Annotated in this window: 18 protein-coding genes; 2 read left to right on the top strand and 16 right to left on the bottom strand. The window is 36.6% G+C overall.

What is annotated here, in order from left to right:
* Positions 1 to 372: 372 nt before the first annotated feature.
* Both GA0061081_RS07570 and GA0061081_RS07565 read right to left on the bottom strand, forming a co-directional pair.
* Positions 373 to 2,013, bottom strand: coding sequence for a hypothetical protein (locus GA0061081_RS07570; protein ID WP_141683353.1), 1,641 nt, complete (start codon positions 2,011 to 2,013; stop codon positions 373 to 375).
* Positions 2,014 to 2,579: 566 nt separating this feature from the next.
* Positions 2,580 to 4,109, bottom strand: coding sequence for a hypothetical protein (locus tag GA0061081_RS07565; protein ID WP_091349263.1), 1,530 nt, complete (start codon positions 4,107 to 4,109; stop codon positions 2,580 to 2,582).
* Between the two features lie 609 nt (positions 4,110 to 4,718).
* Here GA0061081_RS07565 and GA0061081_RS07555 point away from each other — a divergent pair.
* A complete protein-coding gene (locus tag GA0061081_RS07555; RefSeq protein WP_091349386.1) occupies positions 4,719 to 5,594 on the top strand; it encodes a LysR family transcriptional regulator in 876 nt (291 codons plus the stop codon).
* 98 nt (positions 5,595 to 5,692) lie between these two features.
* On the opposite strand, the gene GA0061081_RS07550 is transcribed toward GA0061081_RS07555, so the two are convergent.
* The 12 genes from GA0061081_RS07550 to miaB form a co-directional block, all read right to left on the bottom strand.
* Positions 5,693 to 6,763 carry an alpha/beta hydrolase gene (locus tag GA0061081_RS07550; RefSeq protein ID WP_091349257.1) on the bottom strand — a complete coding sequence of 357 codons (1,071 nt, stop codon included), beginning with the start codon at positions 6,761 to 6,763 and terminating at the stop codon, positions 5,693 to 5,695.
* Between the two features lie 69 nt (positions 6,764 to 6,832).
* Entirely contained in the window at positions 6,833 to 8,038 is a 1,206-nt protein-coding gene (locus GA0061081_RS07545) for an MFS transporter (RefSeq protein WP_091349254.1), read from the bottom strand.
* Positions 8,039 to 8,487: 449 nt separating this feature from the next.
* Positions 8,488 to 9,045 carry a ribosome recycling factor gene (gene frr / locus GA0061081_RS07540; protein ID WP_065587087.1) on the bottom strand — a complete coding sequence of 186 codons (558 nt, stop codon included), beginning with the start codon at positions 9,043 to 9,045 and terminating at the stop codon, positions 8,488 to 8,490.
* Between the two features lie 29 nt (positions 9,046 to 9,074).
* Entirely contained in the window at positions 9,075 to 9,809 is a 735-nt protein-coding gene (gene pyrH, locus GA0061081_RS07535) for a UMP kinase (RefSeq protein ID WP_091349251.1), read from the bottom strand.
* Between the two features lie 119 nt (positions 9,810 to 9,928).
* The gene (gene tsf / locus GA0061081_RS07530; protein WP_091349250.1) at positions 9,929 to 10,786 is read right to left on the bottom strand and encodes a translation elongation factor Ts; all 858 of its coding nucleotides are present in this window, start codon (positions 10,784 to 10,786) and stop codon (positions 9,929 to 9,931) included.
* Positions 10,787 to 10,874: 88 nt separating this feature from the next.
* Positions 10,875 to 11,612, bottom strand: coding sequence for a 30S ribosomal protein S2 (gene rpsB / locus GA0061081_RS07525; protein ID WP_091349247.1), 738 nt, complete (start codon positions 11,610 to 11,612; stop codon positions 10,875 to 10,877).
* Between the two features lie 403 nt (positions 11,613 to 12,015).
* Positions 12,016 to 13,197, bottom strand: a complete 1,182-nt coding sequence (locus tag GA0061081_RS07520; protein ID WP_091349246.1) for a serine hydrolase — start codon at positions 13,195 to 13,197, stop codon at positions 12,016 to 12,018.
* A gap of 14 nt (positions 13,198 to 13,211) precedes the next feature.
* Positions 13,212 to 14,318, bottom strand: a complete 1,107-nt coding sequence (gene mrdB / locus GA0061081_RS07515; RefSeq protein WP_238786097.1) for a peptidoglycan glycosyltransferase MrdB — start codon at positions 14,316 to 14,318, stop codon at positions 13,212 to 13,214.
* Between the two features lie 2 nt (positions 14,319 to 14,320).
* A complete protein-coding gene (mrdA, locus tag GA0061081_RS07510) occupies positions 14,321 to 16,270 on the bottom strand; it encodes a penicillin-binding protein 2 (protein ID WP_091349239.1) in 1,950 nt (649 codons plus the stop codon).
* A gap of 10 nt (positions 16,271 to 16,280) precedes the next feature.
* The gene (locus GA0061081_RS07505) at positions 16,281 to 17,303 is read right to left on the bottom strand and encodes a PhoH family protein (protein ID WP_091349236.1); all 1,023 of its coding nucleotides are present in this window, start codon (positions 17,301 to 17,303) and stop codon (positions 16,281 to 16,283) included.
* A 24-nt stretch (positions 17,304 to 17,327) separates the two neighbouring features.
* Complete coding sequence (locus GA0061081_RS07500) at positions 17,328 to 17,807, bottom strand: zinc ribbon domain-containing protein (protein ID WP_091349232.1); 480 nt, start codon at positions 17,805 to 17,807, stop codon at positions 17,328 to 17,330.
* Between the two features lie 95 nt (positions 17,808 to 17,902).
* Positions 17,903 to 19,330, bottom strand: a complete 1,428-nt coding sequence (miaB, locus tag GA0061081_RS07495; RefSeq protein WP_091349229.1) for a tRNA (N6-isopentenyl adenosine(37)-C2)-methylthiotransferase MiaB — start codon at positions 19,328 to 19,330, stop codon at positions 17,903 to 17,905.
* A gap of 377 nt (positions 19,331 to 19,707) precedes the next feature.
* Between miaB and GA0061081_RS07490 the strand changes: the two genes are divergently transcribed.
* Positions 19,708 to 20,943 carry an N-acetylmuramoyl-L-alanine amidase gene (locus GA0061081_RS07490; RefSeq protein ID WP_091349227.1) on the top strand — a complete coding sequence of 412 codons (1,236 nt, stop codon included), beginning with the start codon at positions 19,708 to 19,710 and terminating at the stop codon, positions 20,941 to 20,943.
* Between the two features lie 25 nt (positions 20,944 to 20,968).
* On the opposite strand, the gene rsmG is transcribed toward GA0061081_RS07490, so the two are convergent.
* Both rsmG and mnmG read right to left on the bottom strand, forming a co-directional pair.
* Complete coding sequence (gene rsmG, locus GA0061081_RS07485; RefSeq protein ID WP_091349224.1) at positions 20,969 to 21,568, bottom strand: 16S rRNA (guanine(527)-N(7))-methyltransferase RsmG; 600 nt, start codon at positions 21,566 to 21,568, stop codon at positions 20,969 to 20,971.
* Complete coding sequence (gene mnmG, locus GA0061081_RS07480) at positions 21,546 to 23,438, bottom strand: tRNA uridine-5-carboxymethylaminomethyl(34) synthesis enzyme MnmG (protein WP_091349220.1); 1,893 nt, start codon at positions 23,436 to 23,438, stop codon at positions 21,546 to 21,548. The genes rsmG and mnmG overlap by 23 nt, the downstream gene beginning before the upstream one ends.
* Positions 23,439 to 23,758: the final 320 nt, after the last annotated feature.

Below are 23,758 nucleotides of genomic sequence, written 5' to 3'. Positions count from 1 at the left end.
AGATGCGTATGTCGCTGATTTAGCCATATCCCCCTAACTTTCTTCCCTTTTATCAGCAAGCTTGCATGACAATTTTAGGTTGAAAGTCTTGGGTGATGAATAAGTGCTGTGCTAGTAGTGCTAATTTTACTGTTAGGCATATTATGCCAAGTATTTAATTGATTCCATTCGTTAAACTAACACCACTATTTCAAAGTACACAACAAACACTTATCCACCAACTGCTTGGTTATTCTTATTTGTTTTATATTCACTCCCAATCTTATTAACTCGGCGCTTCACAGTACGGGGGCGCTGTTGTTTGTTAGATTATTCTCTATTTGCACCATAACCACCCCCGCGGCCCAAGGATTAAGGACTAAGATATAAAAGCTAAGGTGTGGTACAAAGGCCATAAAGGCTGTAACCGGCACTGAAGCTGTTAATGTCGCCGAGGTCCCAAGCGACAGTGAAGCTATTGCTACCTGAAGCGTCGCTCGTCCAGTAGATGTTGTCGACAAAACCCGCATCAGCGTAGTGGTAAAGGATGCCCCACTCCGTAAAAAACCCAGCACCTATGTGACGCTTGTAATGATTATTACTAGACGACGGCGTGGCACCTACTGCGCCTCGACACCAAAATCCTGAATGCCAACCAGAACAAACCGCATTAGTTAAATCCTTAACCTGTGGCGCACGATAACCCAAACGATTGCACCAAGATATTTGGTCAGACTGACTAGCGTCTTTATTACCCCGATGGACGAACCACTGCTTCAACACAAATCCATATTTAACCACCACATTATCCCTACTATCCCTACCCACCAACTCAAATGTCTGTGGCAAAGATGGCAATGGAGTAAGCGGACTAGGATTATCTGACCCTATCTGAGTACTATCAGCCCTAGGACCGCTTAACGTTACCCGTGCGACAACTTTTTCTTTATCAACACCAGGAATCCACCTATCATTAGCTGCTACACTTGTCACCGTAGCCGTTATTCCACCACGCGTGACCGGAGACCATGTCAATTGACTTCCATCCACTCCACCTATGAGCAAATCAAAATACAATCCATCGGCACCTGTAGTTGGAAAGTTTTGGTCGTAAGATAATGAATCATTTGACTGACTTAAAAAACCCTTTGTAAGAGACCATATGTTAGATGGGCCGGTGAAATCGTCTGTGCCATAACTAAGATTTGGCCTTGTGTGACAAACAACAGGACCACCATACGGATTGATATAATATGTCACCGTCTGACCACTAAAATTGGTCCTATTAGGAACTCCGTACTGTGTTTGTAAATATCCCCCTGAACTACTTAAAGTTACCCTATAAGGAGCCTTACATATACTTAATGCATCGTTACGATTAACTGTATTGTCATCCTTATCCGTAAATGATACCGATATATTCCCCGATGCGGTAACTCCATTTGTTCCCTGTCCATCCCCATCATCATCTCCCCAATTACCCTGAACAACCAAATCATTTATACTAATTGAACTCTGTGACGACGGAACAACCATTGCTATATGACTTAAGTTACTCCCCACATACGGCAAAATTATCGGATTTGTCACACTTGATGGATTAGTAGATGGCGTGATTACCCGACCATCCTGCAACTTAATAAACAATAAACTGTCTGTATCTGTTACCTTTGTCCAACCACCGTCAAACATTAAATACGGCAGAGTACCTTCAATTACTCTTGATGTATGCGCCGTTAATGCCACAGAACTCTGTGTATATGACAACAACAGCACGAAGAACAGCGACAATCTAGGTAAGCTAAATGATCTAAGTAAGCTTGGTAACTTAAGTAAGATAGAAAAATTAGAAAAACTAAGCGAGCTAAGTAAAAAACCTAACCACGACGAACACCCCGACGACCTCGCCAAGCGCAATGAGTTTGATAATTTCGGTGATGAAAATAAGAACTGTGTCTGATTTCGACTACGGTGAAATTGAAAAAGATTTAGGGCGTAGGTTTGGCATGCCAGATGCCAGATGCCAGATGCCATAAATGGTAGCGCATTTCGATCATCCTGTCAAGTAAATTTTTGTTTTATTTACATTTTTTGTAACTAACTGCTCGACTAACGAGCACTCCTTTGCTTTGAAAGCCCTTAAATTATAGCCGCTTGGTTAATAATGCGCTACTTTTTCCGTTAAAATTTTGTAAAGTTTTGTTAAAGCTTGAGTCAACATACGTTGGCGGGCTTTGGGGGAGGATTTTGGGTGGTGTTTTTTGACTAAAAAACACTGTATAAAAAATTTAATAAAATCAATATGTTTTCTGACTGATTTTTGGGCGGAAAATTAGGTCTTTTTTGGGTTTTGGTGAATAGAAGAAATTAAGTGCGCAGGTTTCGGACGTTTTGACCTTGGGTGGTCACAATAGCTATTTTATTCACCCAAAGTTAAAACGTCCGAAACCTTGCTGTACTATAAATAGACCACGAATTTAAACCGCTACAGCATAACCTTAAGGGAAATGCTCAACTTACGCGGGGGCTTTATTCTTTGATAAATTATCCTCTATCTGCACCATAACCGCCCCCGCGGTCCAAAGACTAAGGTATAAAAGCTAAGGTGCGGTGCAAACAGCGTAACCACTGTAGTAAACGTAGCCGCTGCCGACGTGGCCGTTGTTTGAGTTGACACTGAAGACATTGCGACCTGTTGTGTCGCTTGTCCAGTCGATGGCGCCGGGGACGAAGCCCGCATCAGCGGAGTAGGTCATGTAGCCCCACTCCGTGAAAAAGCCAGCACCTATGTGACGCATGTAATAATTATCAGATGAGGATGGCAAGGCGCCAGAAATAGAAGGACTATCTGTTTTGACTGCATTAGTTAAATCACTTACACTAGCAAGACGATACCCCAAACTACTACACCAAGTGGATTGGTTGGACTGAGTATCGAGTTTACTACCCCGATTGACGAACCACTGCTTTAACACAAATCCATACCTCACCTCATTACCACGACTATCCCTGCCCACCAATTCAAAGGTCTGCGGCAAAGATGGCAACGGAGTAAGCGGACTAGGATTATTTGAGTTTATTTGAGTACTAATTGCCCTAGGACCGCTTAACTTAACTCGTGCGACAACTTTTCCTCTATCAACACTAGGAAGCCAATTATTATAAGCTATTACACTTGTCACCGTAGCCGTTATTCCACCACGAGTGACCGGAGACCACGTCAACTGACTTGCATCGACGCCACCTATGAGCAAATCAAAATACAACCCATTAGCACCCGTTGTAGGAAAATTTCGGCCGTAAGATGATGAATCATTTGACTGAGTTAAAAAACCCTTTGTAGGAGACCATATGTTAGCTGGGCCTGCGTAACGAGGTTCATCATTAGAATTGATGCCAGTAGTACCACCCAACAACAAATTAGGCCTTGCGTAACAAACACTAGGACTACTGTCATACGGATTAATATAATAATCCACCATAGCTCCACTAAAACTAGTCCTATTAGGAACTCCGTACTGTGTTTGTAAATAACCCCCTACACTACTTAAGGTTACCTTATAAGGAGCCTTACATTTATCTAATGCATCACTACGACTTACTGTATTACTATCCTTATCCGTAAACGATACCGATATACTCCCTGATGCGGTAACACCACCTGAACCTTGGCCATCTCCATCATCATCTCCCCAATAATTATACCTAGTGACTAAATCACTTAAATCCACTGAATTCACTGATGATGGGATTAACATATCTATATCTCCCAAAGTACTTCCTGCATAAGGTAATCTTATTGGATTTGTTGAACTTGATGGATTAGTTGATGGCGTAAGGGTAGTACCATCAGGCAACTCAATAGCCAGTAAACTCTCGGTTGAAGTTACCCTAGTTCGGCCTCCATCAAACGTCAAATACGGCGCAGAACCTTCAATAGTTTGTGATGTATAAACCGATAACGCCTGTACACTAAATGAAGAAAGTAATAACAAAGGTGATAAAAATATTGATGTCAGTAAGAATGCTAATAATTTCGCGAAATTCATAGGTAAAAATAAAGCTCGTGAGAAATTTTGATAACTGCAACTTTGATAACCCAAAAGATACGTTGAGTAATTACAATACATAACGACCCACCTTTTAAGTGAACTTTTTATAATAATTTTAGAATTATTTGCTTATTTAATTATCCGGACCTTTGTCCATTAAACAAAATTATATTCTGCATCAGAATAAACAACTAGCTTTTTTTTGTTGATTTTTGTAAAGTTTTGTATAGAAGCGATGTCTTGGAGAATGTTTTTTTGCGGTTGTTTTGAGTAAAAACAACCAAACAAAAAATTTAATAAAATCAGTATCTTTCCTGACCATTTTTTAACAAAAAACATCAAAAAATATTCAAGCAACATATTGATTTTATATATTTTTAGTTATCTCTTGCCTCCGCTTCATTCACTAATTGGCATTTAAAAAGCCACCTTAGAACACTCATCTGTGTAAGTCCAAGGCTTATTGGACTTTTTGCAAAATGCTCTATACCAATTAACTCGCTCGACAATACTGAGCGGTAATAAAGAGTAACCTATCCAACTTAAGTGATTTGTGATAAAACATCTGATGATTTTTAAAAGATTATGTTAATAATGAAAAGTAGGCACACTTCATTTTCTGGCATAGCATCTTTTAAATATAAAATTTGAAGAATTGTTAAACAAGAATAATGGGAAAGGAAAATGATAGATATAAAAATTTTACGTTATTTTCTTGCGCTTGCTAAAGAAGAAAGTATTACCGCTGCCGCTAACCATTTGCATTTAACTCAACCTACCTTATCTCGTCAACTCATGGAGTTAGAACAAACGCTTGGCACCCCCCTATTTATTCGCGGCAGTAGGCGAATTACCTTGACCGATGAAGGAATACGATTACGTAAACGTGCCGAGGAGATACTGGAACTTGTGCATAAAACAGAAGAAGAGTTTCAAGCACCCAACGAAAGTATTGGTGGTGATATTTATATTGGTTGTGGTGAAACCGATGCAATGAAGTTGGTAGTAAATGTTATTAAATCAATGCAAGATGTATACCCTCATATCCGCATCCATATTTATAGTGGTAATGCAAATGATGTCACCGAACGTATTGATAAGGGATTACTTGATTTTGGTGTGTTAATTGAACCAACTCATCTAACAAAATATGAATCATTGTGCCTTCCTCAACAAGATACGTGGGGAGTGTTGATGAGAAAAGATTGTGCGTTGGCAAACCTTGAGGTCATTTCTCCATCTGATTTATGGTCATTACCACTGATTGTTTCCCAACAAAAATATGTTAGTGATAGCATTGAACAATGGTTTAAACGAAACTATGACAAATTAAATATTATTGCAACATATAACTTAATATTTAATGCCGCATTAATGGTTGAACAACATATCGGATATGCCTTGTGTTTAGATAAACTGATTAATACAGCTGGCGATAATCCGCTTTGTTTTAAACCGTTATATCCAAAATTAAAAGTGGATGTGAATATTGTCTGGAAAAAATATCATGTATTTTCTAAAGCTGCTGAACTGTTTTTAAAACAGCTAAAAAAACATTTTTGATATTCATCTGCTATTTTATAATGATGAGCAAAAGTAAGGGAGCAGCATAAATTCTTACTCCCTTTGCTGTGGAACAGCATTTCATTAAAAATTAATAGCTATTTCAGATATGTTTTAAAAAAGGTTGTTAATTTATCAAAAGGGATTAAATCGATTCGATCATAAAGATCAACATGCCCAGCTCCTTTTACATAATAAAGTTCTTTCGGTTCTATCGCGCGGTTATAAGCATCTTCACTGAACTCTTTAGAATGAGCCTGATCACCTGTGATAAATAACATTGGTCGTGGTGAAATGGTATCAATATCGTTAAATGGATAGAAATTCATAAATTTTACATTACTGGTTAATGTTGGGTGAGTCGTTAGTTCTGGCGTTGAACTTGCAGGCGTATATTCACCACGAGGCGTACGATAAAAATCGTAAAATTCATGGGCAATTGGACCATCTTCTGGTTTGAGTTGCCCTTTATTGACCGTACCACTTGTATATAATGTCTGCCCCCCAGAAAATTCAACATAACGTTGTTCTGCCGCCTGTTTAATAATCTGCTTTCGCTGTTCAAGTGTTAACGAGTGGTGAAGAGCATGGCGATTGGCTGACCCCATATCATACATACTTACCGTCGCAATGGCTTTTAAACGTGGATCAATTTTAGCAGCACTAATAACAAAACTACCACTACCACAAACACCAATTACGCCAATATTGTGACGATCTACAAAAGTTTGAGTACCTAAATAATCAACTGCCGCACTGAAATCTTCTGCATACATATCGGGCAATACAACATTACGTGGCTGTCCCTCACTTTCGCCCCAAAAAGATAAGTCAATGGCTAATGTAATAAAGCCTTGTTCAGCCATTTTAGTCGCATATAAATTGGCACTTTGTTCTTTAACTGCACCCATTGGATGTCCAACAATAATGGCTGGATATTTATTTTTTGGATCAAGCGTTTTAGGCATAAACAAATTTCCAACCACGTTCATCTTATATTGATTTAGAAAACTAACTTTTTGCATAGTGACATTATCGCTTTGATAAAAATTATTCGCATTGTTAGACATATCGGCTCCCATTACTGATGGTGATAAAAATAACCCAAAAAGACTTAAAAAGACGATTAAAGCAGTACTATCTTTGAAATAAAATAAAACCTTTTTCATTAATGTGATCCCTTTAATAAGTAAATGTTAATTCGATATTATCAAGCAATAAATAGTTAAAAATTATTACTATGCAATACGATTTCCTGTTACACGAGTAAATAATCGAAAACTGAGACGAGTTAATATCAAGGCACATAAAAAAATAAGTGCAGAACTAAAAAATATACCTTGCATCCCCGTATGATCAAAGATGATGCCTCCCATTGCCGCTGCCAATCCGATAGAAAATTGAATCGCCGCAACAGATAATCCGCCCATCATTTCGGCTTTATCGGCAAGTGTACGTACAATCCAAGTAGACCAACCCACCGGAATAAAACCAAACATAAATCCCCAAGCAATAACAAGTAACATGTTGAATGTTATATTTTTATCGATAAACATTAAAATAATAGCAAGCATCAATAAAATAAAATGAATAACTATCATCGTTATTTTAAATTGTTTACCCATCACAAAACCCGCAATAACGGTGCCAATACAATTAGCAATGCCAAATAAAAGTAAAAGCGTAGAGAGAGTATTTGTTTTTAAGGCAAGATTATGTTCTAAAAATGGTCTTAAATATGTGAAAAATATATGATATCCCCCATAACTAAATATCGTGGCTACTATTCCTATCGTTATCCAGCTTTGTTTTAAGAGAAAAAACATATTGTTAAAACTATTACCTTGCTGTGCAGGTAAAGTAGGCAATGCTATAAATTGCCAAATAAAGGCAATAGCCCCCAGTAATGCTGATAACAAAAAGATATTTCGCCAACCAATCAGATTGCCTAAATAGCTTGCTAATGGTAACGAAATAATCGTTGCCACTGAAACACCAGCATAGATAATGCTTAATGCACGAGATATATCTTTTGCTGGTACAAGTTGTAGCGTTACTGCTGAAGCCATAGACCAAAAGCCACCAACACATATCCCCAATATGCAGCGCCCTATCAATAGAATGATATAATTAGGGGTAAATGCGACCAATATATTAGCAATCACCAATAAAATAGAGAGCGTTAATAATACTAACCGCCTATTTATTTTTTTTGTTAATGGCGCCAAAGTCAAACTTGCAATAACAGCAAAAATACCCACAGCAGTGACCGTTTGCCCTGCCATTCCTTCAGTAATTTTTAATGTTTGTGCAATAGGTGTTAATAAACTAATAGGAATAAACTCAGCAGCAATAAGGCTGGTTACCCCCATGAATAATGAAAAAACAGCAGACCAATGGGATGGTTTTTCTGGTTCTGTCTGACACGATAATAGTGTTTTCATGACATAAAGTACCTTTTATTCAACTAGCTCCATAGTGGCATTAACGTTGAAACCTTGGCCAGTAAAATGCCTCTAAACCAAAAACCAACTTATCTATACAAATAAGATCAGAGCGGATAGCACAAGCAGAAATAGTTTAAATAGCTAACTTCAAAAAAGTATAGGCACTTCATCAATCTATGTAAAATACTTATATTTTATAGTTAGATATGCCTTAAAGGCATAAATTGTTTTTTGTAATTTAGATTGAATTATATTTTTTAAAAAATAATTCATATAGTTAAACATTTACATTGAAAGGTTTGTTGTGAAAATTGATTTTTAGATTAGGTATATTTTGCGTGTTGTATTTTATAGCTATTCACTTCAAAATTAGAAAACTATTGGAATAAAAAACGCTCTGCTTTATAAAACAGAGCGTTTGGAAGGAAAGGGAAAAAGTAGAAGAATTAGAATTCCATTAACTCTTTTTCTTTATCGGCAAGCACTGCATCTAATTTTTTAATTGCGGCATCTGTCGCTTTTTGGATTAAATCTTGTGCTTTACGCTCGTCATCTTCTGAAATTTCTTTATCTTTTAGTAACGCTTTTATTTGATCGTTGGCATCACGGCGAATATTACGGATAGATACTCGACCTTGTTCCGCTTCGTTACGAACAATTTTAGTCAAATCACGACGGCGTTCTTCTGTTAATGGTGGCAATGGTACACGAATAACGGTACCTGCTGATGCTGGGTTTAACCCTAAATCAGACGTTAAAATTGCTTTTTCAATAGCAGGAGTTAATGATTTATCAAATACTGTGATAGCTAGCGTTCTTGCATCTTCAGCAACAATGTTAGCTAGTTGACGAAGTGGCGTTGGGCTGCCGTAATATTCAACCATAATACCATCTAATAAGCTTGGTGATGCACGACCTGTTCGAACTTTAGAAATATGATTTTGAAACGCATCAATGCTTTTTTCCATGCGCGTTTGCGCTTCTTTTTGAATCTCGTTTAACATAATAAAAGCCTTATTTAAAATAAAGATAATTAACTGGTTACTGTTGCCTTGTTATTAATTAATGTCCCTTCTTGTTCACCTAAAATAACACGACGCAATGCACCAGGTTTATTCATATTAAAGACACAAATGGGTAGATTATGATCTCTTGCTAATGTGAATGCAGCTAAATCCATCACTTTAAGTTCATCATCAAGCACTTTATCATAATTTAATGTTTTATAAAGTGTTGCTGTTGGATCTTTAACAGGATCGGCTGAATAAACACCATCAACTTTGGTAGCTTTTAAAACAACATCAGCTTCAATTTCAATACCACGTAAACATGCTGCTGAATCGGTGGTAAAAAATGGATTGCCTGTTCCAGCAGACAAAATAACGACTCTACCATGACGAAGCAAACTAATTGCTTCGGTCCAGCGATAATCATCACATACACCGTTTAATGGAATGGCTGACATTAAACGGGCATTAACTTCAATTCGGTGCAGCGCATCGCGCATCGCAAGACCATTCATTACAGTTGCTAGCATCCCCATATGATCGCCAACAACACGGTTCATCCCTGCTTTAGCAAGCCCTGCACCCCGAAATAGATTACCGCCCCCAATAACAACAGCAACTTGAACATTCATTTCAATCAATTCTTTAATTTCTTGCGCCATGCGATCTAGAACGGTCGCATCAATACCAAAACCTTCGTCGCCTTGTAGTGCTTCGCCACTGAGTTTAAGAAGAATACGTTTATAGAAAGGGGTCACCATATTGAAGTCTCACTATTTCGTTGTTTTATTACTCAATAAGCTAAAAAATTAGCCTATAGTAATTTTAAAATATTTTGTAGATAAACAAAACCGCCTTAACGGCGGTTTTTTTGAAACGATTAAGATTGTTTCGATATTGCAGCAACTTCTGCAGCAAAGTCAACTTCGACTTTTTCAATACCTTCACCCACTTCAAAACGGATGAATGAAGCAACTGCTGCTTTTTTCTCTTTTAATAAGTCACCAACTGTTTTAGAAGGATCCATAACAAATGGTTGACCTGTTAGTGATACTTCACCTGTGAATTTACGCATACGGCCTTCAACCATTTTTTCAGCGATTTCACGAGGTTTACCTGATTGCATTGCGATATCGATTTGAATGTTACGTTCATGTTCAACCACATCAGCTGGAACATCGCTTGGATCAACATATTCTGGTTTGCTTGCAGCAATGTGCATTGCAATATGTTTAACTAATTCATCATCAGCACCATTAGCTGCGACTAATACACCAATACGCGCACCGTGTTGGTAACTACCCACAACATCACCAGCGATTTGAGCAACGCGACGGATACCGATGTTTTCACCAATTTTAGCAACTAACGCTGTACGTTCTTCTTCAAATTTAGCTTGCAGTGCAGCAATATCGCTAGTGCGTTCAGTTAATGCTGCTTCAGCAACTTTATCACTAAATGCTAAGAAGCCTGCATCTTTAGCAACAAAGTCTGTTTCGCAGTTTACTTCTAAGATAATACCAAATTTTTTATCTGCAGAGATTTTAGAAATAATAACACCTTCAGCCGCAACACGACCCGCTTTTTTAGCAGCTTTTGCTTGACCTGATTTACGCATGTTGTCAATTGCAAGTTCGATATCGCCATTAGCTTCAACTAATGCCTTTTTACATTCCATCATACCTGCGCCTGTTCTTTCGCGCAGTTCTTTTACCATAGAAGCGGTAACTTCAGCCATTTTTTAATCCTCTATTTAACCATTGTGATGATTTTCATTAGAATGGGTCGATATTACTAAATATCGACCCTGAAAATATTTGAGTTTATTACTCTACTGCTGGAGCTTCTTCTACGAAGCTTTCTTCAGATACTGGAGATTGGTTTTGCTCACGACCAGAACGCACTGCTTCAGCAACCGCATTTGCATATAATTGAATTGCACGGATTGCATCATCATTACCTGGTACGATGTAATCAATTCCATCAGGATCTGAGTTAGTATCAACAATAGCAATGACTGGAATACCTAAATTGTTAGCTTCTTTGATAGCGATATGTTCGTGGTCTGCACCAATCACAAAAATCACATCAGGTAAGCCACCCATATTTTTAATTCCGCCCAAGCTATTTTCTAATTTAGCCATTTCACGAGCACGCATTAGTGCTTCTTTTTTGGTTAATTTATCGAATGTACCATCACTAGCTTGTGTTTCTAAATCTTTTAAGCGTTTGATTGATTGACGTACTGTTTTCCAGTTAGTCAACATACCACCTAACCAACGGTGATTAACATAGTATTGTCCACAACTTTCAGCTGCTTGTTTAATTGCTTCGCTAGCTGCACGCTTTGTACCAACAAATAAAATTTTACCTTTACGAGCGGCAATCTTGTTTAATTCAGCTAATGCTTCGTTGAATAATGGTACTGTTTTTTCAAGATTGATAATATGAACTTTGTTGCGTGCACCAAAAATAAATGGTTTCATTTTTGGGTTCCAATAACGAGTTTGGTGTCCAAAGTGTACACCCGCTTGTAACATATCGCGCATTGATACTGTAGTCATGATTTCCTCATTTTGACGTTGGGGTTATGCCTCCACATATCCGCTTTAACCGACCTAATTACACAAGGTAAAAGGCACCCCGGAAAAGTGTAATAATATGTGTGTGTTATAACGTTAATTAATCATTAAATTTAATGCTTTTATTCGTCATTACTTTCGCAAAAAAATAATGTCAAATGTAGCGCGCGTTTTATACCATAAATAGTATAAGATTACCAGCTTTATTTGTATTTATAGGCTGTTAGCGAAGCTAATTATCGTTATTTAGATGTAGGTGAGCTTTATTAAGCTTTCATTGCTTATTTAACAAAAATAAATAAAATCAATATTTTTTATATTAGATTATTTTTTAGCGGGGTAGGTCGTTCTGTAAGCGAACGCTTACAGAACAATGATAATAAAACTAGCTAAATAACTTATGGCATTGTAGGCAGATCCAATCCCATACTCCACCAAAGAATCCTGTTTCTTCAATATCTTGTAAAGCAACAAGCGGTTGTTCGTTAATGACTTTTCCATCTAATAAAAACTGCATTTTACCTACCGCATTACCTTTGGTGATAGGTGCATAGATGTAATCATCAATTTTATATTCGACTTGTACATCAGCCGCACGTCCTTTTGGTACGGTAATAAATGCGCCATTAACTGCACCCAGTTGGATTTTGTTTTGGTCGCCATACCAGATGGTTTCGGTAGTGACTGGAGTTCCAGCCTTAACAGGGTTTGCGGTTTCAAAGAAACGGAATCCCCAAACTAATAACTTTTTACTTTCTTCTTCACGACCTTTAAAAGTGCGACCACCCAGTACCGCTGAAATTAAACGAGTATTGCCATCAACCGCTGAAGCAACTAAATTGTAACCTGCTGCATTGGTGTGGCCTGTTTTGATGCCATCTACATTTAATGTGGTGTCCCAAAGTAATCCATTTCGATTAAGTTGGGGTTTTGATAGAGTATAGGTAAATTCTTTTTCTTTATAAATGGAATATTCTTCGGGTAAATCACGAATTAAGGCCTGCCCTAAATATGCCATATCTTTGGCTGTGGTGTATTGGCCTGGGGCATCAAGTCCGTGTACAGTTTCAAAATGGGTATGATTTAGTCCAATTTTTTTGGCGTAATCATTCATTAAGTTTACAAAAGCACCTTGACTGCCAGCAACATGTTCTGCCATGGCGATACACGCATCGTTACCTGATTGAATAATAATACCTTTGTTAAGATCGGAAACGGAAACTGTTTTACCGACTTCTAAAAACATTAGTGACGACCCTTTTAATACAGGGTTACCCGTTGCCCAAGCATCTTTACTAACAACAACCATATCATCATTTTTTATGCGACCTGATTGCAATGCTTGCCCAACGACATAACTAGTCATCATTTTAGTTAAACTTGCAGGATCACGCTGTTGCTCGGCATTATACTGCGCTAAAATTTCGCCTGATTTTGCATCAATTAAAATATAAGCTTCTGCATCTAATTGTGGAATAGCTGGAATAGGAAAAGCCATTTCAGCCGATGCAGATGAACAAATAGCAAGCGCTAATAAAGCAAAAGATAATTTAAATTTACTTTTCATTTATTTAAATTCCGTCAAATATTTTTAGATAACATGTATCGATGAGTATGAATAGACATCATAATGCCAAAACTTGCCATTAATACGACTAAAGATGAGCCACCATAGCTTATTAGCGGTAATGGTACACCAACTACAGGTAAGATTCCACTGACCATACCAATATTAATAAACATATAAATAAAAAATACTAAAATAAGTCCACCAGAAAGGATCCGTCCAAAGGTTGTTTGCGCCTGTGCAGCAATAAACATCCCTCGTACAATTAAACATAAAAACAGAATTAATAAAATAATAGAGCCAATAAAACCAAATTCTTCAGCGATAACTGAAAAGATAAAATCGGTATGTCGTTCTGGTAAAAATTCAAGTTGCGATTGTGTGCCTTCAAGCCAACCTTTACCCCATATACCACCCGACCCAATTGCTGTTTTAGATTGAATAATATGATAGCCAGCTCCGTTTGGATCAAGTTCAGGATTAATGAGCATAAGTACACGTTTTTGCTGGTAATCGTGCATTAAGCAGAACCACATAATCGGTAAAAATATAGCAATTAAAATAAGCGCAATAAGAATATAACGCCAGTTTATGCCTGCTAAAAAGATAATAAAAATACCAGACATGGTTATCAAAATAGCAGTTCCTAAATCGGGTTGCATAGCAACCAGTAATGTTGGTACGCCAATAATAGCAAGTGTTTGTAGCGTGGTTTTTAATGGCGGTGGGCATCCATCACGATGAATAAATTTAGCAACCATTAATGGTACGGCAATTTTAGCTATTTCAGAGGGTTGGAACCGTAATACACCTAAATCTAACCAACGCTGTGCGCCTTTACTTGTGTAACCAAAAATGTCCACAAGTAATAAAATTAAAATACAAAAAACATATAGATACGGTGCCCATTTTTCATAAGTTCTGGGTGAAAACTGCGCCAACACAATCATTACAACAAAACCAAGCAATATTTGTATTGCTCGCTTTTGTATCATATCAATACTTTGCCCTGTTGCACTCCAAAGAATATAAAGGCTATAAGCAAGCAATAATGTAGTAAATAAAAAGAACAGGGGATCGATATGTATTTTTTGCCAAAAACTTTTTTTGATATTATTCATCATTAGTCCTCTATTCCTGTATTGGATGATGATTCATCAAGCTCTGTTGAATTATTGCCTAAAAGGTAAAAATCCAATATTTTACGCGCTACCGCACCACCGTTCGAGCTACCGCCACCACCATTTTCTAAAACAATGGCTAAGGCTATTTTTGGCTTATCATATGGAGCGTAAGCAATAAATAAGGCATGATCGCGCAGACGCTCCGGAATTTTATGGGCATTATAGATCTCGTCTTGCTTTAAACCATAAACTTGTGCTGTGCCCGATTTACCTGCTGCCTGATATTTTGCATCAGCATAAACTTTGCGGGCAGTTCCTCGTGATCCAAACATGACTCGGTGCATTCCTTCTTTAGCAAGTGACCAATAAGTTGGATTGACATCAACTAAGCTATTTTTTTCGATATAATTATCTGAATCAACCTGTGGTTGGTGTTCACTAGAGTTTAAAATATCGCTCTTTTTATATAATAAAAAATGTGGTGTGTAAGTTTTACCATTATTGATCAAGGTCGTTAATGCTTTCGCCATTTGGATTGGGGTTGCAGTCCAATAGCCTTGTCCTATGCCAACTGGAATAGTATCACCTTGTAACCAAGATTTTTTATGTCGCTTCATTTTCCATTCACGGCTCGGCATAACCGCTCGTGTTTCTTCGTTTGGTGATATATCAATGCCTGTTCGTTCACCATAACCAAACTTTGTCATCCATAAATTTAAACGATCAATGCCCATGTCATAAGCAACTTGATAAAAGTAAGTATCAACTGATTCTTCAATTGCCTTTAATACATCAACACGACCATGTCCCCATTTAAGCCAGTCTCGATAACGGCGTTCAGTACCAGGTAATTGCCACCAACCGGGATCATTAACCACGCTTTTTGGTGAAATAACACCTTCACTTAAAGCCGCAATAGAAATAAAAGGTTTCACTGTCGAAGCGGGCGGATAAGCACCCAGTAAAGCCCGATTAAAAAGAGGCTTACTTGGATCTTTAAGCAATTCGCTATATTTAGCACTTGATATCCCACCTACAAATGGATTGGAATCATAGCTTGGGCTAGAAACCAAGGCTAAAATCTCACCATTATTCGGATCAATAGCAACTACAGCCGCTTTGCGTCCAGCTAGTAATTGCTCAATATAAAGCTGCAATTTAAGGTTGATAGACAAATAGATATCCTCACCAGCTTGCGGCGGATGTTGATTTAGTTGGCGAACAATACGGCCTCGGCTGTTGACTTCAACCTTTTCATAACCCGGTGTTCCGTGTAATACTTCTTCGTAGTACTTTTCAATACCCATTTTGCCGATGTTAAACGTTGCTACATAATCGCTAGTCTTATTTTCATCTTCTAAACGCTGTTTATCTTGGCTGTTAATTTTAGAAATATAGCCAAGAATATGCGTCAGTGATGCACCATAAGGATAATAACGATGCTGTATACCAACAATGGAAACAAACGGAAAACGATGTTGATCTACAACAAAACGAGCTATTTGTTTTTCGGTCAAATTATCTTTTAATGGTACCGGACGATGAGCTCTATAGTTGCGACGTTCTTTTTGAAAAGTTTCAATATCTTCATCAGTCAAATCAACAATTTTTTTTAATTCCTCTAATTGTTCATTGAGGTTTTTAGTTTTATCGGGAATGATATTTAATTGGTAAGTAATATTATTAATCGCCAATGGCGTACCATTACGATCATAAATCATGCCACGATTTGGTGGAATAGGGATAATTTCGATGCGATTATCATTAGATTTCGTAGTGTAATAACCATAATTCAAAATCTGTAAATCAGCTAATTTTGTAATCAATACGACAATCAAAATAATAATTACAATAAAAGAAAACAGTGCTCGGCGTAAAAACAAGTTTGCTTCAGCTGAATGATCTCGAATATTAGTTTTCTTTTTTTTACTTGAGATAGGGGTAATCATACTCTTTCTACTAAATGCTTTTTTCTATTTGTGGCTTATGTTGCTGTTCTTCCCATTTTTCATAAGCGTTAACAATTTTAGCAACCACTGGATGACGTACCACATCTTCGCTATTGAAAAAATTAAAGCTGATTTCATCAACTTTGCTTAACACTTCAATCGCATGGCGTAAACCCGATTTTTGATGACGAGGTAAATCAATTTGGGTGATGTCGCCTGTGATGACCGCTTTTGAATTAAAGCCAATACGAGTTAGGAACATTTTCATTTGTTCTATTGTGGTATTTTGGCTTTCATCAAGAATAATAAACGCATCATTTAGCGTTCGCCCGCGCATATAGGCAAGTGGAGCTACTTCAATCACACTTTTTTCAATTAGTTTTTCGACTTTTTCAAAGCCAAGCATTTCAAATAAGGCATCATAAAGTGGACGTAAGTAAGGATCCACTTTTTGGCTTAAATCGCCCGGCAAAAATCCTAACTTTTCACCCGCTTCAACGGCTGGACGGGTTAGTACAATACGACGAATTTGTTGCTTTTCAAGGGCATCAACTGCGGCAGCTACCGCTAAATAAGTTTTACCTGTTCCAGCAGGTCCAATACCAAATGAAATATCATAATCTAAAACATGAGCAATATATTGTGCTTGGTTCGCTGTTCGGGGTTTTATCACACCTCGTTTAGTTTTGATCATCACTAACTTTCCACCTTGATGATCAATATAAGCAGGTAAGTGTTCACTTACTTTTTCAAGCACACCTGTTTCTTTAATAGCTAAATGAATTTGCTCAGGTTCAACATCAATAATTTTATCTTTTATTTTGGTTTGTTTATAAAGAGACTGCAAAATATCACCAGCAGCTTTAACACAAAGCTGCTCGCCAGTTATTGAAAATAGATTACCTCGGTGATTAATTTCTATACCAAGTCTGCGTTCTAACTGTTTAATATTGTCATTATAAGGACCACAAAGACTATTAAGCCGATGATTGTCGGCTGGTTCAAGCATGGTTTCATGTGTCGTAATATTCAAATGTAAGTCCTCAAATAATTAATTTTAACCGCTAATACGCCCTTCGCATAAAGAACACTTTTCAACACCTTTTAAAAAGTCCATTTTACACTGATGGCAAGAAACGATGTTTCCTTTAACAACATTATTAACCGCGTTTGTTGATTGTTGTTCATCAAATCCTTGTGCTTTTAATTTATTGACTAACATTGAAATAGGTGTTCCGCTTTTTAACTCTTGCTCAACATATGATGCAATTTGTTCTTCAAATGTTGGTGGTACATATTCGAGCACCTTTTCGTTGTAATCATTATTGCATTCATTACACTTTATATAACGTCCTAATGTTTCGTAACTAAAAATAGGAATAAAAAATAGCGTAAAATATTTTGCGATTTTTATTTGTGTATATTTTTGTTTTTTTTCGTCGGTAGTGGTGTTTTGTTGCGAACAGCAATTTGGGCAATTAAATTGTCCACTACGTTCGTTAACTTCTCTTCCGCGAGTTCCAAATATTATAAACATATTATTCCCCTTTTCCTTAAATTCATCTGTAAGTTATTTTATTATTTTATAAAAATTATAAAAGCCACTCTCATTGTGGCTTAATGATTATTACTTTAAGGTTGATAGATCCCAACCCCTAACTCGTTTTCTTTACGAGTGCGTGAAATAACTGACATTGGCGATTCACTAACACGTAAATCCATTTCATCTTCAGTACGAACAACTCTACCACGCAATGAATTTGGATAAACATCAGTAATTTCAACGTCAACAAACTTACCTATCATCTCAGGGCGACCTTCAAAATTAACAATTCGATTGTTTTCTGTTCGACCGGTTAATTCCATAAGATCTTTTTTGGATGGACCTTCAACTAAAATACGCTGTACAGTATTTAACATACGACGACTAAATTGCATGGCTTGCTGATTGATTCGTTCTTGAAGAATGTAAAGGCGTTGCTTCTTCTCTTCTTCTGATACATTATCTTCCATTTCAGCAGCAGGAGTACCTGGGCGCGATGAATAAACAAAGCTATAACTTAAATCAAAATTGACATCAGCAATCAGTTTCATTGTTTGTTCAAAATCTTCTTGTGTTTCACCCGGGAAACCGACAATAAAATCCGAACTAATTTGAATATCAGGGCGCACTTTGCGTAATTTTCGAATAATGGATTTATATTCAAGCGCAGTATGCGTACGTTTCATTAAGTTTAATACACGATCTGATCCACTTTGTACTGGCAAATGTAAAAAATTAACTAGCTCTGGCGTATCACGATAAACATCAATAATATCATCAGTAAACTCAATTGGATGACTGGTTGTAAAGCGAATACGATCGATACCGTCAATGGCTGCAACTAAGCGTAATAACTCAGCAAAGGAACAAATATCACCATCAAACGTAGGTCCACGATAAGCATTAACATTTTGACCTAATAAATTAACTTCACGCACACCTTGTTCAGCCAGTTGCGCAATTTCATAAATGACATCATCACAAGGTCTGCTGACCTCTTCACCTCGGGTGTAAGGCACTACACAGTAAGTACAATATTTATTACATCCTTCCATAATCGACACAAATGCGGTTGGACCTTCGCTACGAGGTTCAGGCAGACGATCAAATTTTTCAATTTCAGGAAAGCTTACATCAACCACGTGATTGTTGTTACCACTGCGAATCTGTTCAATCATTTCAGGTAAGCGGTGAAAAGTTTGCGGTCCAAAAATAATATCTACAAATGGTGCACGTTTACGAATTTGAGCACCTTCTTGCGAAGCAACACAACCACCAACACCAATGATGATATTTTTATTATGTTGTTTTAAGTTTTTCCAACGACCTAGTTGATGAAAGACCTTTTCTTGGGCCTTTTCTCGAATAGAGCAGGTATTTAATAATAAAATATCAGCTTCTTCGGCATTGTCTGTTAAGGTTAAACCATGGGTGGATTCAAGGAGATCAGCCATTTTTGTTGAGTCATACTCATTCATTTGGCAACCCCAAGTTTTGATATGTAATTTTTTGCTCATCAATAACTCAGCTATATTTAATTGTTAAAATGAAAACGGGTTTAAATCCGCGATTTTAGCGAGCCATATTGTAAACTGTTGTGATTGTAGGGTCTATAATAAATTAAAAAAGTGACACCACAAAACAAGGCTTATTTTGATAACATTGAATAAAGACTGTAAAAATGGGTTCAATAAATAGTTATTAACAATATTAAATATAAAACAATAATTTAATTTAAGATTTTTTATTGGAATATTAAAAATGAACAAATAGATTAAAAAGGTTTATTTATTTACTAAAAAACAACCAATTATAATCATCATTCTTTTTTAATATCTCTTTATTTTATGTTATTATCCGCGGCTAATAAGATCACAAATAAAGTGTTTAAGATATGACAAAAACATTTAGTTCAACAAAACGCCTTTTTATAAAAGGTATTATTGCTACATGTTTATTATCTGTCACTCGTGTTGGCTTTGCAGCAACCAAAGCCCAAGTTGTTGCTGTTCGTGTTTGGCCTTCATCAACTTATACTCGAATTACGTTAGAATCTAATATTAGTTTGAACTATAAGAGTACTTCACTTTTTAATCCAAATAGGATCGTTATCGATATTGATAATATCGATTTAACCCCTACTTTAAAAACGATTTCATCAAAAGTATTAAGTCACGATCCTTTTATAAAATCAATTCGTGTTCTTAAATTAGATGCTAAAACAATCAGAATTATGATCGAGTTGAAGCAAGGAGTTGAACCTAATACTTTTACATTGTCACCTATTGCTGAATTTAAACATCGTTTAGTGATGGATCTTTATCCATCAAAATCTTTTTCAAAAGAAGAAGACGACCCTTTACTTACGCTATTAGAAGAATATAAAGCAGGCAATCTTAGTAAAAAACAAGCACAGATCAAAACCCCAACCAATAAAAAGAAAAATGCACCTGTTATTGTTATGCTTGATCCTGGCCATGGTGGTGAAGATCCTGGGGCAATCGGTTACAGTAGAACCCGAGAAAAAGATATTGTTTTGCAAATAGCACGTCGTACTTATAACTTACTTAAAAAAGAACCGAATATTAAAGTCTATATGACTCGTAATGAAGATGTGTTTATTCCATTAAAAGTACGAGTTGCTAAAGCGCGGTCACTGCATGCAGATCTATTTATTTCTATTCATGCCGATGCTTTTGCTAACCGTTCAGTCGGTGGTTCGTCTGTTTTTGCATTATCAACTCGTGGAGCAAGTAGTTCGGCAGCAAGCTATTTAGCGCAAACTCAAAACAAGTCTGATCAGATTGGTGGCGTTAGCCGTAGTGGCGATAAATATTTAGATAATACTATTTTAGACTTAGTTCAAAAAACAACGTTAAGTAATGGTATATTATTGGGTAATGCTATTTTAAATCGTATGAAAAAAGTAAATAAAATGCATAAACCATCGCTTGAAAAGGCTGGATTTGCAGTGTTAAAAGCGCCGGATATCCCATCAGTTTTAGTCGAAACAGCCTTTATTAGTAATATCAATGAAGAAAGAAAATTAAAGACTGCTTCGTTCCAAAATCAAGTGTCTAAATCAATCGTTGATGGTATTAAAGATTACTTAAAAAACCGTAAAAATTAAAAAAACAAACTGTTTTACAATAAAACTATTGAATAATAATCAAACACCTTTCAGCATCTAATCCTGGTATAGTTAATTTAATATTTTGTTTAAGTGTAAAACCATCAGGAATAGGATCGATATCACTTCCTTTTAAAGCATAAAAAGATCCCTGTTGATCTGGAAGATGCTTACACCAATTAAGCATATCTTGTAAAGAAGCAAAAGCTCGGCTAATAACCCCATCAAATTTTTTATCATTATACTCTTCTATTCGGCTTTGTATTGGGTTAATGTTTGTTAGCTTTAATTCAAATTGTACTTGCTTTAAAAAGCGAATACGCTTACCTAAGCTATCCACTAAATCAAATTGTTTATCGGGGTTAATAATAGCTAATGGAACGCCTGGTAAACCAGGGCCAGTTCCTACATCAATAAAGGTTTTACCAGTTAAATAAGGTGATACAACTAGGCTATCCATAATATGCTTAACTAACATTTCGCTCGGATCGCGAACGGCTGTTAAGTTGTAAGTTTTGTTCCATTTGTTGAGCATCTCAACATAATGGATCAATTGATCTATTTGTGATTCAGAGATCGAAAGATCCGTTTGATCAATTAGATTAGTGAGTTTCTTTTTTAACATAATTCTTCTTTTTTAAATAAACTAATAACATTGAAATAGCAGCTGGTGTAATGCCTGATATACGAGAAGCTTGTCCTATAGATACAGGCTTATGCTGTTTTAATTTAGCCACAACTTCATTCGATAATCCCGATATTTCTGCATAATCAATATGCTCTGGAATAAGTGTTTCTTCATTGCGCTTTTGACGTTCAATTTCTTCTATTTGCAGTTTTATATAACCATCATATTTTACTTGAATTTCAACCTGCTCGGCAGCTTGTACATCAGATAAGCCAGGTGCAAATAATGAAAGTGATTTCAATGTGTTATAACTCATTTCGGGCCTTTTAAGTAACTCTTCACCATTGGCTTCTTTCGTCAAATTAGCACTTAAAACAGCATTGACTTCATCGATGGTTTCAATATGAGGATGTACCCATATATCCCGTAACCTTGCTCTTTCTTGTTCAATAGCTTCGAATTTTTCATTAAAACGACGCCAACGATAATCGTCGACCATGCCTAGTTTACGACCTATTTCAGTTAAACGAATATCAGCATTGTCTTCACGTAACATTAAACGATATTCAGCGCGCGAGGTAAACATACGATAAGGTTCGTTAGTGCCAAGTGTACAAAGATCATCAACTAGCACACCTAAATAAGCTTGATCACGATTTGGATACCATTGATCTTGATCATATGCAAAGCGCGCTGCATTTAAACCAGCAAGCATTCCTTGTGCAGCCGCTTCTTCATAGCCTGTTGTGCCATTGATCTGTCCAGCTAAAAAGAGTCCTTTGATCACTTTACTTTCAAGTGTTGGTTTAAGATCCCTTGGATCAAAATAATCATATTCGATCGCGTAACCTGGTCTTATAATGTTGGCTTTTTCTAATCCTGTCATACTGCGCACAAATGCAAGTTGCGTATCAAATGGTAAGCTTGTTGAGATCCCATTTGGATAGATCTCATTGCTATCTAATCCTTCAGGTTCTAAATAGATCTGATGAGAATTGCGATCAGCAAAACGCATGATCTTATCTTCAATTGATGGACAATATCTTGGTCCTACACCTTCAATAATACCAGTGTACATAGGGCTGCGATCTAAATTTGATCTAATAATATCGTGGGTTGTTTCATTCGTGCTGGTGATATAGCAAGGGATCTGTCTAGGATGTTCATTTGCGTTGCCTAAAAATGAGAATACAGGAACAGGATCATCACCATATTGAGTCCCCAATTTTGAAAAATCAATGGTTCTAGCATCAATTCGTGGTGGAGTACCAGTTTTTAAGCGCCCCATTCTAAACGGGTATTGATGTAGTGATTTTGATAAACCGATCGAAGCTGGATCGCCGGTACGGCCACCACTATAATTATCAAGTCCTATGTGGATCTTACCGTCTAAAAAAGTACCTGTTGTAAGTACAACAGCTTTGGCTTTAAAAGAAACACCCATTTGGGTTTTTACACCAATGATCTGATCATTTTCAATGATCACATCTTCAACCGATTGTTGAAACAACATTAAATTTTCTTGGTTTTCAAGTGTTGTTCTTATCACTTTTCGATACAGAGATCGATCAGCTTGTGCACGCGTAGCCCTAACGGCTGGACCTTTGCTGCTATTTAAGATCCTAAATTGGATCCCAGCACGATCGATAGCATGAGCCATTAAGCCACCCATTGCATCAATTTCTTTAACCAAGTGCCCTTTACCTATACCGCCAATGGCTGGGTTGCAAGACATTTGTCCTAATGTATTGATATTATGAGTTAAAAGTAGTGTTTTCCGTCCCATTCTTGCTGATGCCATAGCTGCTTCTGTTCCGGCATGGCCGCCGCCGACGATGATGACATCAAAAAGATCTGGATAAAACATAAAAAAGCCTCGTATTTATTTTGTGTAAAGAAGATCGCTAATTTAGATCTGAAGATTTGGTTTATTTAGGGTAGGGAATTTTACTCATCTTTTCGATTACGTCAAATGATCTATTTTGATCGCGATCTAAATAAAATAAGATCTTTTAGATGATCTTTTTATTTTTATTATTATTACTGTGGATCCTTTTTGTTGATAACTCGTTTTTATAATTATTTTATAGGATCTTATCGATCATCTAATTCTGTTAATTGATCGGATCTTTTTTTATTTTAACTTGTTTATAACTATTATATTTATCCACAGATGATTTATTAGAT

Origin of the sequence: Gilliamella bombicola (assembly GCF_900094945.1) — a bacterium.
Taxonomy (GTDB): domain Bacteria; phylum Pseudomonadota; class Gammaproteobacteria; order Enterobacterales; family Orbaceae; genus Gilliamella; species Gilliamella bombicola.
This window is presented reverse-complemented; position numbering and strand designations above follow the sequence as displayed.